General features: G+C 65.4%; 13 protein-coding genes and 1 pseudogene. 10 read left to right on the forward strand and 4 right to left on the reverse strand.

Annotation, left to right across the window (positions count from 1 at the left end):
* Positions 1-721, forward strand: a 721-nt coding sequence (locus F0Q45_RS09000) for an MFS transporter (RefSeq protein WP_149653615.1), incomplete at its 5' end; no start/stop codon positions are given.
* Here the strand turns inward: F0Q45_RS09000 and dapD are convergent.
* Positions 718-1,671, reverse strand: a complete 954-nt coding sequence (gene dapD, locus F0Q45_RS09005; protein ID WP_149653616.1) for a 2,3,4,5-tetrahydropyridine-2,6-dicarboxylate N-succinyltransferase — start codon at positions 1,669-1,671, stop codon at positions 718-720. The genes F0Q45_RS09000 and dapD overlap by 4 nt on opposite strands.
* Before the next feature lie 106 nt (positions 1,672-1,777).
* Here dapD and dapE point away from each other — a divergent pair, with 106 nt between their 5' ends.
* The gene (dapE, locus tag F0Q45_RS09010) at positions 1,778-2,842 is read left to right on the forward strand and encodes a succinyl-diaminopimelate desuccinylase (protein WP_149653617.1); all 1,065 of its coding nucleotides are present in this window, start codon (positions 1,778-1,780) and stop codon (positions 2,840-2,842) included.
* Here dapE and F0Q45_RS09015 read toward each other — a convergent pair.
* Positions 2,839-4,980, reverse strand: coding sequence for an AAA family ATPase (locus tag F0Q45_RS09015; RefSeq protein WP_149653618.1), 2,142 nt, complete (start codon positions 4,978-4,980; stop codon positions 2,839-2,841). The two genes, dapE and F0Q45_RS09015, sit on opposite strands and share 4 nt — an antisense overlap.
* Positions 4,981-5,070: 90 nt before the next feature.
* On the opposite strand from F0Q45_RS09015, the gene F0Q45_RS09020 reads away from it, so the two are divergent.
* The 7 genes and pseudogenes from F0Q45_RS09020 to F0Q45_RS09045 all read left to right on the forward strand — a co-directional run bounded on the left by F0Q45_RS09020 (position 5,071) and on the right by F0Q45_RS09045 (position 9,103).
* The gene (locus tag F0Q45_RS09020) at positions 5,071-5,640 is read left to right on the forward strand and encodes a TIGR00730 family Rossman fold protein (RefSeq protein WP_149653619.1); all 570 of its coding nucleotides are present in this window, start codon (positions 5,071-5,073) and stop codon (positions 5,638-5,640) included.
* Between the two features lie 26 nt (positions 5,641-5,666).
* Positions 5,667-5,824: pseudogene (locus F0Q45_RS30150) on the forward strand (hypothetical protein); the annotation flags it as partial.
* A gap of 86 nt (positions 5,825-5,910) precedes the next feature.
* Positions 5,911-6,819 carry a dihydropteroate synthase gene (gene folP / locus F0Q45_RS09025; protein WP_149653620.1) on the forward strand — a complete coding sequence of 303 codons (909 nt, stop codon included), beginning with the start codon at positions 5,911-5,913 and terminating at the stop codon, positions 6,817-6,819.
* Positions 6,816-7,805: a glucosyl-3-phosphoglycerate synthase gene (locus F0Q45_RS09030; protein ID WP_149653621.1), complete on the forward strand. Its 990-nt coding sequence runs from the start codon at positions 6,816-6,818 to the stop codon at positions 7,803-7,805. The genes folP and F0Q45_RS09030 overlap by 4 nt, the downstream gene beginning before the upstream one ends.
* Positions 7,806-7,820: 15 nt before the next feature.
* A complete protein-coding gene (locus tag F0Q45_RS09035; protein ID WP_262490928.1) occupies positions 7,821-8,192 on the forward strand; it encodes a DivIVA domain-containing protein in 372 nt (123 codons plus the stop codon).
* The gene (locus tag F0Q45_RS09040) at positions 8,189-8,770 is read left to right on the forward strand and encodes a DNA-3-methyladenine glycosylase I (protein WP_149653622.1); all 582 of its coding nucleotides are present in this window, start codon (positions 8,189-8,191) and stop codon (positions 8,768-8,770) included. The genes F0Q45_RS09035 and F0Q45_RS09040 overlap by 4 nt, the downstream gene beginning before the upstream one ends.
* Positions 8,771-8,935: 165 nt before the next feature.
* Positions 8,936-9,103 carry a DUF3117 domain-containing protein gene (locus F0Q45_RS09045; RefSeq protein ID WP_003406247.1) on the forward strand — a complete coding sequence of 56 codons (168 nt, stop codon included), beginning with the start codon at positions 8,936-8,938 and terminating at the stop codon, positions 9,101-9,103.
* A 24-nt stretch (positions 9,104-9,127) separates the two neighbouring features.
* Here the strand turns inward: F0Q45_RS09045 and glgA are convergent, their stop codons facing one another.
* Complete coding sequence (gene glgA / locus F0Q45_RS09050; protein WP_149653623.1) at positions 9,128-10,291, reverse strand: glycogen synthase; 1,164 nt, start codon at positions 10,289-10,291, stop codon at positions 9,128-9,130.
* 218 nt (positions 10,292-10,509) lie between these two features.
* Between glgA and glgC the strand changes: the two genes are divergently transcribed.
* Positions 10,510-11,724 carry a glucose-1-phosphate adenylyltransferase gene (gene glgC, locus F0Q45_RS09055; RefSeq protein ID WP_149653624.1) on the forward strand — a complete coding sequence of 405 codons (1,215 nt, stop codon included), beginning with the start codon at positions 10,510-10,512 and terminating at the stop codon, positions 11,722-11,724.
* 237 nt (positions 11,725-11,961) lie between these two features.
* Here the strand turns inward: glgC and F0Q45_RS09060 are convergent, their stop codons facing one another.
* Positions 11,962-12,636, reverse strand: coding sequence for a methyltransferase family protein (locus F0Q45_RS09060; protein WP_149653625.1), 675 nt, complete (start codon positions 12,634-12,636; stop codon positions 11,962-11,964).
* Between the last annotated feature and the right edge of the window lie 5 nt (positions 12,637-12,641).

Genomic DNA, 12,641 nt, shown 5'->3' on the forward strand with positions numbered 1-12,641 from the left:
GAGCGCAATACTGATCGTCATCGCTTTCTACGTGCGTCTGAAGATTAGTGAGACCGCGGTGTTCGCCAGCGAGACTGCCAACGCCAACGCTGACGAGCCATGCTCAAACGCCGCGCCGCTCTTGGCGGTGCTGCGCTGGCAGCGTCGCAAAATCGTGCTGGCCGCAGGCAGTGTGCTCGGTGGCTTCGGCTTCGTCTATCTGGCCAGTACCTATCTGACCTCTTACGCGCAGACTCATCTCGGGTATTCGCGCAATTTCGTCTTGATAGTCGGTGTGCTGGGCGGGTTGACCAGCATCGTGTTCGTCTGGCTTACCGCCTCGCTCTGTGATCGGTTCGGGCGCCGGCGCGTCATGCTGACTGTGTGGGCAGTGGCCTTGCCCTGGTCGTTAGTGGTGATGCCGCTGATCGATTCCGGCTTTCCCGCTCTGTTCGCCGCGGCTGTTCTGAGCCTCTATGCAACCGCGGCCGCTGGTTTTGGGCCTGTCGGTGCGCTTATGCCGGAATTATTTGCCACCCGCTACCGCTACACGGGCACCGCCCTTGCCTTTAACCTCGCGGGCATCGTCGGGGGAGCCGTGCCGCCGTTGATCGCTGGCACATTATTGGCCTGCTGTGGCAGCTGGGCGATTGGTCTGATGCTGATGACCCTGGTTGCGGCCAGCCTGGTGTGCACGTATCTGCTTCCTGAAACCGTCGGCACGATCCTTGCTAGGCGCTAGTTGGCGTGTAGATCCTCGTTCAGTGTGATGCCCTGACCGCCGCGGGGCACCACCTCAACCACCCCCGTCACCGAATTGCGGCGGAATAGCAAGTTGCTGCCGCCGGAAAGATCGCGTGCCTTGACCGCGGTGCCGTCCGGCAAGGTGACCTTGGTGCCGGCGGTGACGTACAGGCCGGCCTCCACCACGCAGTCGTCGCCCAGGGATATGCCCAGACCGGCGTTGGCGCCGAGTAGGCAGCGCTTGCCGATCGAAATGACTTCGGTGCCGCCGCCCGACAGGGTGCCCATGATGGACGCTCCGCCGCCGATGTCGGATCCGTCGCCCACCACCACGCCGGCCGAAATACGGCCCTCGACCATTGAGGCGCCCAGCGTTCCGGCGTTGTAGTTGACGAAACCCTCGTGCATCACGGTGGTGCCCGGCGCCAGGTGGGCGCCCAGCCGCACTCGATCGGCGTCGGCGATGCGCACTCCAGTGGGCAGAACGTAATCAACCATCCGTGGGAATTTGTCGACGCCGTACACGGTCACCGGTCCCTGGCGTCGCAGTCGTGCCCGCACTGCTTCGAAACCGTCGATGGAGCAAGGACCGCGGCTAGTCCACACCACATTCGTCAAGACCCCGAACAAGCCGCCGGCGTTGAGCCCGTGCGGCGCCACCAATCGGTGCGACAACAGGTGCAAGCGCAGGTAGGCGTCATAAGCGTCGGCGGCGACCTCGTTCAGCGAGCCGATGACCGTGCGGACCGCGATCACTTCGGTAGCTCGATCATCGTCGCGGCCGACCAGCGCCGCTAATTCTGGGGTGACGTCCGACAGCGCCAGTCGCGAGGTGGTGCTAGTTCCAGATTCCGTCAGCTTCGGAGCGGGGAACCAGGCGTCGAGCACCGATCCGTCCGAGGCCAGGGTCGCCAGACCAATACCTGCTGCTCCAGTCACGGTCGACAAGGGTACTTCGGTCGCCGAGCAGACACAGAATCGCATCCCGCTGCCCTTGGGCGTGCGATTCTGTGTCTGCTCGGCACCCAAGGGGTGACCCACTACCCTGGTCGCTGTGCTCGACTTACGCGGGGATCCCGTTGAGCTGACCGCGGCGCTGGTTGATATTCCCAGCGAGTCGCGGAACGAGACGCTCATTGCTGACGAGGTCGAAGCTGCCTTGCGGGCGCAGACAACTGGCTTCGACATCATTCGCAACGGCAACGCGGTGCTGGCACGCACCTGCCGTAGCCGGCCTTCGCGCGTGCTGTTGGCCGGACATCTCGATACCGTGCCGGCCGCCGGGAATCTGCCCAGCCGGCGCGAGGACGGCCTGCTGTATGGCTGCGGCAGCGCGGACATGAAGTCCGGTGATGCGGTGTTCCTTCATCTGGCCGCCACGGTGGCCGAGCCGGTGCACGACTTGACGCTGGTTTTCTACGATTGCGAGGAAATCGATTCTGCGGCAAACGGTTTGGGCCGCATCGAGCGCGAGCTGCCAGAGTGGTTGTGCGCCGACGTGGCCATTCTGGGCGAGCCAACTGCCGGCTATGTTGAGGCCGGCTGCCAGGGCACCCTGCGGGTTGTCATTAGTGCTCACGGGACGCGTGCCCATTCGGCGCGATCGTGGTTGGGTGACAACGCGATTCATAAGCTCGGCGCGGTGCTGGACCGGTTGGCGGGCTACCGGGCACGCAGCGTTGACATCGACGGTTGCACCTACCACGAAGGTTTGTCCGCAGTTCGCGTGGGTGGCGGCGTTGCCGGCAATGTGATTCCCGATCATGCATCGGTCACGGTCAACTACCGCTTTGCCCCCGACCGCTCGGTGGCCGCCGCCCTGCAACACGTTCACGAGGTGTTTGACGGTCTCGACGTGCGCATCGAACAAACCGACGCCGCGCCGGGCGCCCTGCCCGGGTTGTCCCAACCAGCTGCCAAAGCACTGGTCGACGCCGCCGGTGGGCAGGTCCGGGCAAAGTACGGTTGGACCGACGTGTCTCGCTTTGCGGCCCGAGGCATACCCGCGCTCAACTATGGGCCTGGCGACCCCAACCTGGCGCACCGCAGCGACGAGCGGGTGGTGGCTGGCCAGATCGCGGCCGCCGTTGACATGCTGCGCCGCTACCTGAGCGGCTAGTCGAACTGCTGCGCAGCCTTGGCGGCGTCTGAGGCCGCCGCCGCCATTCCCATCGCAGCCAGTTCGTCGGCCACCGCAGACAGCGCGACGGCATTACGGTCGGCCAGGGCATGGGCATGCTTGACGACGAGATAGCCTACTGGACAGTCGATTTCAGCGGCCAGCCGGGTGACCGGGACCGCTGCCCGGATGTCGCCCAGCCGTACTGCGTCGTGCCAGGCGCGCAACGCTACCGCCGACTGCCCGCCGCGCTCGGCGGTGCGGGCCGCCTCGCGGGTATCGGCGATAGCGCCCGCCTTGTCCCGGGCGGCCGCTCTGGTCCACGCCCGTGCCAGACCCAGCTCAGGTGCGAACAACGCTGACTTGGTGCCGTGGCGAGTTTCAGCACGCCGCAATGCCTTTGCGGACTCGGCGATATCGCCCTGTTGTGCAATGGCCGTCGCCAGCAGCATCAACGACAGTGGGCCCCAGGAATAGCCGGTGCGCTCCAGTTCCGCGGCGGCAGGTTCCAAAAGTGATGTTGCAGCATCGAATTCGCCTTTGATAACTAGCACGTGCGCCAGTAACACCTCGCCAATGGCGCGGCCCGGCTGCTGCAGCTCGGCGAAGTCGGTGAACTGTTGAGCGAGGGCCTGCGCCTGTCTAGCATCGCCCGCCATCAGCAAGGACGTGATCTGAGCTAGGCCTACGGTGAACCGCAACAGCCCGGGATGCTCGGCGGCCGCAGCCTGTTCGGCCTGGCGTTCCACGTCGCCGAACCGGCCCATCCGCGCCGAACACAACGCGGCGGCACTAGCTGCCCAGGCCACCGCCGTGTCGCCAGGGGACGGCTGGGACAGCACCTCGGTGGCCAGGGTGATGGCTCGCGGCAAGTTCCCGGCGTTCATAGCGAACGTTGCGGTCAACGCATCGAGGGTGGCCCGCACCGTGGGGTCGCTGACCCGGTTACGGGCGGTCTGCAAGAACGCGGTGGCCTTCTCGGGCTCGCCGAGCATCCAGAACTGGTTTGCCGCCCGCGCCACTGCCCAGGCCATCAGCTCGGCCTCCGATAGTTCAGCGGCATCCACGGCTGCCAGTATGGCGCCGGCTTCGCGGCCACGGCCCTGCCAGCTCAGCGCCTGACCCAGAACAAGTCGGGGGTCCAGTCCGCCCGACCGATCCAATGCCGCTCGTGCCAACCGTTCGGCAAGCCGCACGTCGCCCAGCCGCAGCGCCTGCTGGGCGGAAGCGGTGACCTCACCTACTGGCTGGGCGGCGTCGCTGTCCAGTGCCAGCGACGCGAGCCGTAGCCGGTCGCTGAGATGGTCGGACGGATGCTGCGAAAACAGTGTGACAATCTCGGTACGCCGGCGCCGCGCGCCATTGTCGCCCAGCGCGGCGCGCGCGCGTTCGCCGAACAGTGGGTGCGCCGTGTAGACCGACGGGTCGTCCGCGCGTCCGCCCCGAACCCGGGTTTCCGCCGCACCCAGTTCCGCTGCCTGTTTCACGGCGCCGTCACCGGCCAAGACGGTGAGAACGGCCAGCGGCAGCGGTTCCTCGACGGCCAAATAGTCGAGCACCGAACGGGCGGCGCCGGGTAGCTCGGCGAGGAAAACGTCGACCTGTGCCGCCTCAGCTGGGTTAGTCGCCCCGCCCGGCGGCTTGACGTCAATCCGAGCCAGCAGTCCGTCTGTCCACAATGCCGCGATGGCCTCGGGTGCTGCGTCTGCGCGGGCGGTGACGATCATCCGGGCCGTGCCCGCCAGCGCTAATTGGTAAACCAGGGTGGCAGACAGGATGTCCAGGTCGTGGGCCTCGTCAACGATGAGCAGCAGGTCCCCATGCTGATCGTCACGGCTCAGCGACGCCCGGGCTGCCCGCAGCAAAGCAGCCGGCTTCCCGATTTCGGCGATATCGACCAGATGACCGAAGGCACCGAACGGAACCGTGCGCTCGGTAGGGGTGCCGATGACCCAGCGGGTTGTCGCGGTTGGTTGGCGGCGGCAGAACTGTTCGGCGGCCAGTCGGGCCAATGTGGATTTGCCGACGCCGTCCGGCCCGAGTATGACGGCCCCACCGGGCGACGATGCATCACCCAACGCATCGTCCAGCCGCTCCAACGCGGCCGCATGTTGCGGGACGTTCCATCGAATTGGCACCGCTGGCATCTTATGGCGCTCGATGTGACGGGACACAATGGTGGCGCGATTCTGCTCGCTTTCTGCAGCCTTTGGTCTACGTTTCGGTATATGCGCCCAGAAGTCGATAAGGCTAGCGGCGAGTGGGCGGTATGTGTCTATTGCTCGGCCGGGCCAACGCACCCCGAATTGCTCGAACTCGCCGCGCAACTCGGGCAGGCCATCGCCGATTGCGGCTGGACCCTGATCTGGGGCGGCGGCAATCTCTCGGCAATGGGTGCGGTCGCCGGGGCGATGCACGCACGAGGTGGTCGGACCGTCGGCGTGATTCCCAAGTTGCTGATCGGCCGCGAACTGTCTGACGCTAAGGCGGCCGAGGAGCTGATCGTCACCGACACGATGCGTGAGCGCAAGCAGGTCATGGAGGAGCACGCTGACGCGTTCATCGTGCTGCCAGGGGGTTTAGGCACCCTGGACGAGTTGTTGGATGCCTGGACTACCGGCTATCTCGGAATGCATCGCAAGCCCATCGTCATCGTTGACCCTTGGGGGCACTACGACAAACTGTGGGGGTGGCTGAACGGGCTGGTCGACAGCGGTTACGTCGCGGCGGTGGCGATGGAGCGGCTAATCGTGGTCGACAAGGTGAGCGCGGCGTTGGACTGGTGCGCACCTGCGTGAGCGAGCACAGGCGTCGAGCTGACGATAAGGGCGAAAACGTTGCTACCACTCAGGTGGAAGCCGCGGTGTCGGCTGACCCGACTGTTGAGCAGCGGCGCGCCCGACCACCTTCGGGAGCCGCACAGTGGAGCTGGGCGACCAGGCGTACGGTCCTGATGCCGGTGGCCCGCTGTACGTCCTGGCCGTGCTAGGCCGCATTCCCCGATGAGGTAGCGGCGGGCCAGTGACCCGCGCGACGAGTGCGCTGACGTCGTCGAGCCTGCGTGCTCGATGGTGGTGAGCACGGGCAGGCACTATGGAGGCGTGCAATCAACATGGTGCGGCCGCCCGGTCGCCCGGGATCGCCCGCTGATCATGGCGATCGTCAACCGCACCCCGGATTCGTTCTATGACAAGGGTGCGACCTTCGGCGATGAAGCCGCCAGGGAAGCCGCACACCAGGCCATCGACGAGGGGGCCGACGTCATCGACGTCGGTGGCGTCAAGGCAGGCCCCGGTCAGGACGTGGATCCCGATGCCGAGATTGCCCGGTTGGTTCCGTTCATCGAATGGCTCCGAAGCGCCTATCCCGACCAGCTGATCAGCGTCGACACCTGGCGCGCTGAGGTGGCCCGGGTGGCCTGCGCAGCCGGCGCCGACCTCATCAACGACAGCTGGGGCGGTGTCGACCCAGCGATGCCCGCGGTGGCCGCCGAGTTCGGTGCGGGTCTGGTCTGCGCCCACACTGGGGGCGCGCTGCCGCGCACGCGTCCGTTCCGGGTGAGTTTCGGTGCGACTATCCGCGATGTGGTGGACGATGTGATTCGCCAGGTCACCGGTGCGGCCGAGCGGGCAGTTGCGGCCGGAGTGGCCCGCGACCGGGTGCTGATCGACCCCGCCCACGATTTCGGCAAGAACACCTTCCATGGGCTGGTCCTGTTGCGACATGTGGATGATCTTGTTAAGACCGGGTGGCCGGTGCTCATGGCTTTGAGCAACAAGGACTTCATCGGGGAGACTCTGGGGGTGGACGTGACCGAACGGTTCGAGGGAACACTGGCAGCTACCGCCCTGGCAGCGGCCGCCGGGGCGTACATGTTTCGGGTGCACGAGGTCGCGGCCACCAGGCGGGTGCTGGAGATGGTGGCCTCCATCCAAGGCACGCGGTCGCCGACGCGGACGGTGAGAGGACTCGCATGACGGCATCGGAGCTGGTCACTGCCGGTCACAGCCACGATGCCGTCCTGGCTGCACGGCCTGGTGACACCTGGCTGTCCGACCGCAGCTGGGACCGCCCGCGCTGGACGATCAGCGAACTGGTTGCGGCCAAGGCTGGGCGGACAGTTTCGGTGGTGCTACCGGCACTTGACGAAGAAGAGACCATCGAATCGGTGGTGGAGAGCATCGCACCGTTGGTCCGGGACGGCGGAGGACTGGTCGACGAGCTGATCGTGCTGGACTCCGGCTCCACCGACGACACCGAGATCCGCGCCATCGCGGCCGGGGCTCGCGTGGTTACTCGCGAACAGGCGTTGCCCGAGCTGTCGACGCGTCCGGGCAAAGGCGAGGCGCTGTGGCGCTCGTTGGCCGCCACTAGCGGCGACATCGTGGTGTTCATCGACTCCGACCTGGTCAATCCGCACCCGATGTTCGTGCCGTGGCTGGTCGGGCCGCTGCTCACTCGCCAGGGGCTTCACCTGGTCAAAAGCTTCTATCGCCGCCCGCTCCACGTCAGCGACGCCGGTGGGCCCGCCGGCGCCACCGGCGGCGGCCGGGTCACCGAATTGGTGGCCCGACCGCTGTTGGCTGCCCTGCGGCCCGAGTTGGGCTGCGTGCTGCAACCGTTGGGCGGTGAGTATGCGGCTACCCGAGAACTGCTGACCTCGCTGCCGTTCGCGCCCGGCTACGGTGTGGAAATCGGTCTGCTGGTGGATACCTTCGACCGGTTGGGCCCGGACGCGATCGCTCAGGTCAACCTTGGCGTGCGGGCGCACCGCAACCGGCCACTGGCCGAGCTGGGCGTGATGAGCCGCCAGGTCATCGCTACCCTGTTGTCGCGGTGTGGGATCCCCGACTCTGGGATCGGGTTGACTCAATTCTTTGCTGTTGGTGATGGCTATAGCGAGTGCACGTGGCCGGTCTCGCTAGCAGACCGGCCGCCGATGAATATGCTCAAGCAACTGTGAGGCAAGATCGACGACGTGGCGTTGGTGTTGCTGTACCTGCTGGTGCTGGTGCTGGTCGCGACCGTGTTGTTCGGTGCGGCAAGCCTGCTTTTCGGTCGCGGCGAACAACTGCCGCCGCTGCCGCGGGCGACGACTGCGACCGTGCTGCCGGCCTATGGCATCACTGCCGCGGACGTCGCCGCGGTCAAGTTCACCCAGGTACTGCGCGGCTACAAGACCAGCGAGGTCGATTGGGTGCTGGACCGTCTTGGTCGTGAGCTTGATGCGTTGCGCGGGCAGCTGGCGGCCCTCCAGGCCTCATCGACCAGTAAGGCCAGCGTTGAGTTTCAGAGCACGGCGGTATCTGACGTCGAGGCTGTCGCCCGAGAACGTCCTAACCCCACGTGAGCGCCCCCGGAGTGGTCCGCTGTGGCTGGGCGGAGGTCCGCGCCGGGCCCGACGCCGAGATTTACCGCAACTATCACGACCAGGAGTGGGGCCGTCCCGTGTACGGCGGAGTGGCGTTGTTCGAGCGGATGAGCTTGGAGGCGTTCCAGAGCGGCCTATCGTGGTTGACCATCTTGCGCAAGCGGGAGAACTTCCGGCGCGCGTTTTGCGGGTTCGACATCGAGACGATTGCTAACTACACCGACGTTGACGTGCAGCGGTTGTTGACGGACGAGGGCATTGTGCGCAACCGGGCCAAAATCGAGGCGACGATCGCCAACGCGCGTGCCGTTGCCGAGCTCGGGTCGGCAGCAGACCTGTCCGATTTGCTGTGGTCCTTCGCGCCCCCGCCGCGGCCACGACCCGCAGCCCTACCCGAAATCCCTTCAGTCACTGCGGAATCGACCGCAATGGCGCGCACGTTGAAGCGTCGCGGGTTCCGATTTGTTGGGCCCACCAGCGCATATGCGTTGATGCAGGCCACCGGGATGGTCGACGATCACATCCGCGCTTGCTGGGTGCCGCCCACAGTCCGATGAGGCCCCAGAACCGGGTCTCGTGCACGTGGCGGCCCCGATAGGGAACAATAGGGGGGTGTATTGGCAGTTCAATGTCGGGTATGGCTGGAAATCCACCTACGGGGCATGCTCGGCGCCGGCCAGGCCCGTAATGGCGGGTCAGCTCGAATTTGGAGGGAGCACTCGATGGCGGCGATGAAGCCCCGGACCGGCGACGGTCCTCTGGAAGCAACAAAGGAGGGGCGGGGCATCGTGATGCGGGTACCACTTGAGGGTGGCGGCCGTCTCGTCGTCGAGCTCACGCCCGATGAAGCCGCGGCGCTCGGTGACGAACTCAAGGGTGTCACCAGCTAGGTCACCTCAACGGCCCGCGATGTGTCACAGGCATACCTTCCGATAGATGTCTAGGGTCTGCTCGGCGACGCGTGTCCAAGAGAACTCGTCGATACAGCGCTGACGTCCGGCCTGGCCGTAACTGGCCGCTGTGGAAGGGTCAGCGACCAGTGCATTGATCGCTGTTGCCAACCCGGCCTGATAACCGACCGGGTCTTCGGGCTGGTAATGCACCAACGATCCGGTGATCCCGTCGGCGACTACCTCCGGTATCCCGCCCACATCGGAGGCCACCACAGCGGTCGCGCAGGCCATTGCTTCCAGATTCACGATACCCAGCGGCTCATATATTGATGCACAAACGAATACTGTTGCTGCAGAGAGTATTTCGCGCAGCTCCACGGTCGGAAGCATGTCGCGAACCCAGAAGACTCCGGTGCGGACGCGAGCCAACTCGGCTACCGCGGACCCCACCTCCTCCGCGATCTCCGGGGTGTCGGGAGCACCTGCGCACAGCACCAACTGGATATCCGGGCTGAACTGGTGTGCCGCTGCCAGCAAATGCCGAACACCTTTTTGTTTGGTGATGCGCCCGACAAAAGCCACCATGGGACGGTTCGGATCGACCCCGAGCTCGGCCAGTACCGATCCGGTGTGGGCGGGTCCGGCCGGGTACCACACCTTGGTGTCGATCCCGCTGCGGATCACGTGCACTACACCCGGATCCAATGCAGGGTAGAGGCGCAGCATGTCATCGCGCATGCCGGAGCTGACCGCGACGACCGCGTCGGCGGCCAGGACCGCAGTGTTTTCCACCCAGGACGAAATCCGATAGCCACCGCCGAGTTGTTCGGCCTTCCAGGGGCGCAGCGGCTCAAGCGAGTGCGCGGTCAAGACATGGGGGATTTCGTAAAGCAACGCGGCCAGATGCCCCGCCAGGCCGGTGTACCAGGTGTGGGAATGCACGACTGTGGCCGCGCTGGCGGCTTTGGCCATCATCAGGTCGGCGGACAACGTCGACAGTGCCGCGTTGGCGCTCTGCAGCCGCGCGTCGGGCTGATGAGTGAAGGCGCCCGGGCGTGGTGCGCCCATGCAGTGCACCTCGACTTCGCACAGGTGGCGCAGCTGGGATACCAATTCGGTGACATGTACCCCGGCTCCGCCATAAACCTCCGGTGGGTACTCCCGAGTCATCATCGCCACCCGCATACTCCGCACCGTAGTTCGGCGAACATGCGGCCCGCATGCCGGGCCGAGGTGGAGCCGGACAGTGCGGTTGCGTCGGTGACGATGCGGCCCGCATGTCGGGCCGAGGAGCTGGGCAGGCGTCGCATCGGATCAATTACCTTGACGGACAGTCCGTCAGAACAGGGACGAGTCGGGAATGCCCCTGGCAGCGGTTGGCGGCGGCCGATAGGTTTGAGGCCATGAGGGAAGCGCCACACGTGCTGGGCATCGTTTTGGCCGGCGGTGAGGGCAAGCGGCTTTATCCACTGACTGCGGACCGGGCCAAACCCGCCGTTCCCTTCGGCGGCGCATACCGCCTGATCGATTTCGTGCTCTCCAACCTCGTCAACGCCCGGTACCTGAGGATCTGCGTTCTCACCCAATACAAGTCGCATTCATTAGACCGCCACATTTCGCAGAACTGGCGTTTGTCGGGTTTGGCCGGAGAGTACATCACTCCGGTGCCGGCCCAGCAGCGTCTGGGCCCGCGCTGGTACACGGGCTCCGCCGACGCGATCTATCAATCACTCAACCTCATCTACGACGAAGATCCCGATTACCTAGTGGTTTTCGGAGCTGATCACGTGTATCGGATGGATCCCGAACAGATGGTTCGGTTTCACATCGATAGCGGAGCCGGCGCTACGGTAGCCGGCATCCGGGTGCCGCGTGGTGATGCGAGCTCGTTCGGTTGCATTGACGCCGACGAATCCGGGAGTATCCGCAGCTTCGTGGAGAAGCCGCTGGACCCACCCGGCACTCCGGACGATCCCGCCACCACCTTCGTGTCAATGGGGAACTACGTTTTCACCACCAAGGTGCTGATCGATGCGATTCGCGCCGACGCCGACAATGACCACTCCGATCACGATATGGGTGGCGACATCGTCCCGCGCCTGGTGGCCGACGGAATGGCTGCGGTGTACGACTTTTCCCACAACGATGTGCCGGGTGCCACCGACCGCGACCGCGCCTACTGGCGGGATGTGGGGACCCTGGACGCGTTCTACGACGCGCATATGGATCTGGTGTCGGTGCATCCGGTGTTCAACCTGTACAACCGGCGTTGGCCGATCCGCGGCGAGTCGGAGAACCTGGCGCCGGCGAAATTCGTCAATGGCGGCTCCGCTCAGGAGTCGGTAGTTGGTGCCGGCAGCATTATTTCGGCGGCCTCGGTGCGCAACTCGGTATTGTCGTCCAATGTCGTGGTCGACGACGGCGCGATCGTAGAGGGCAGTGTGATCATGCCGGGCGCCCGGGTTGGCCGGGGCGCGGTGGTGCGCCACGCGATCCTGGACAAGAATGTCGTTGTCGGGCCCGGCGAGATGGTTGGAGTGGACCTGGAAAAGGACCGGGAAAGGTTTGCTATCAGCGCCGGGGGCGTGGTGGCAGTGGGCAAGGGGGTCTGGATCTAGGCGGTCGCTGGCCGTAGGGCCTGCCCGGGCCGAAGACCCCGGGCGCCAACAACCGCGAGCAGAGGCCATGACGACTTGCTGGGCGCGCCAAGGCTGTCCAGCTATCCACGGCGGCGGTCGCCAGTTCGGCATTGCCTTCGACGGTCCGGCGACGGTAAGGCGGCCCGGGCGATAGACGGCGACGCACCCTCGGGCTAGGCGCGTCCGCGCCCCGCCCCGCCGCACAATCACAGTCTGTCACCAGACATGCGGTACCAACCGATAGCGCACCTGCTGCATGTATGCGCGGTACCCGTCCAGCTCCTCAGCGAGCGCCTTCTCCTCGTCGAGGATGCGGAAAACCAGAGTTAGCAGGCTGGGCGGGACAAGCAAGAGCCCCGAGTAGGAGCCCAGTGCCAGGGGCAGACCCACCATCATGATGACGTTGCCGGTGTACATCGGGTGCCGCACCAGCCCGTAGAGACCCGTGCAGACCAGCTTCTGTCCCGCCTCGACGGTGACTGTCGCGGCCGCATAACTGTTCTGGATAATCACCAGCATGGCGGCACCGAGGCCGCAGGCCACCAGCAGGTCGCCCACCAACGAGATCGCCGCTGGCACCCGTGACCAGCCAAAACGATGGTCAAGGACGCTGACCACGGTCATCGCTGCCAGCGACGCAAGAGCGAAAACCATGACGACCTTCTGCACCGGCCTGGTTTCAGCTGTCGGTCCTGCGCGCATGCGCCGCTTGAGCACCGCCGGGTTGGTACGCAACAAGTAAATGCTGGGTATCCACGTGATCAGGGCAAACACCGCCAAAAACAACCACGCCTGCCAATAATCGAACGTCCCCGCCGGCACGAACAGCAGCAACCCGAAGACAACCAGTCCAGCGACCCCAAACAGCACTGTTCGAAGAATCGTTCTCATGGATG

Source organism: Mycobacterium simiae (assembly GCF_008370645.1).
GTDB lineage: Bacteria > Actinomycetota > Actinomycetes > Mycobacteriales > Mycobacteriaceae > Mycobacterium > Mycobacterium simiae_A.

Coding starts and splice junctions, on each gene's coding strand:
- F0Q45_RS09020 (WP_149653619.1), top strand. CDS start 5,071: ATGCGCCCAGAAGTCGATAAGGCTAGCGGCGAGTGGGCGGTATGTGTC.
- folP (WP_149653620.1), top strand. CDS start 5,911: ATGGTGGTGAGCACGGGCAGGCACTATGGAGGCGTGCAATCAACATGG.
- F0Q45_RS09030 (WP_149653621.1), top strand. CDS start 6,816: ATGACGGCATCGGAGCTGGTCACTGCCGGTCACAGCCACGATGCCGTC.
- F0Q45_RS09045 (WP_003406247.1), top strand. CDS start 8,936: ATGGCGGCGATGAAGCCCCGGACCGGCGACGGTCCTCTGGAAGCAACA.
- glgA (WP_149653623.1), bottom strand. CDS start 10,291: ATGCGGGTGGCGATGATGACTCGGGAGTACCCACCGGAGGTTTATGGC.
- glgC (WP_149653624.1), top strand. CDS start 10,510: ATGAGGGAAGCGCCACACGTGCTGGGCATCGTTTTGGCCGGCGGTGAG.
- F0Q45_RS09060 (WP_149653625.1), bottom strand. CDS start 12,636: ATGAGAACGATTCTTCGAACAGTGCTGTTTGGGGTCGCTGGACTGGTT.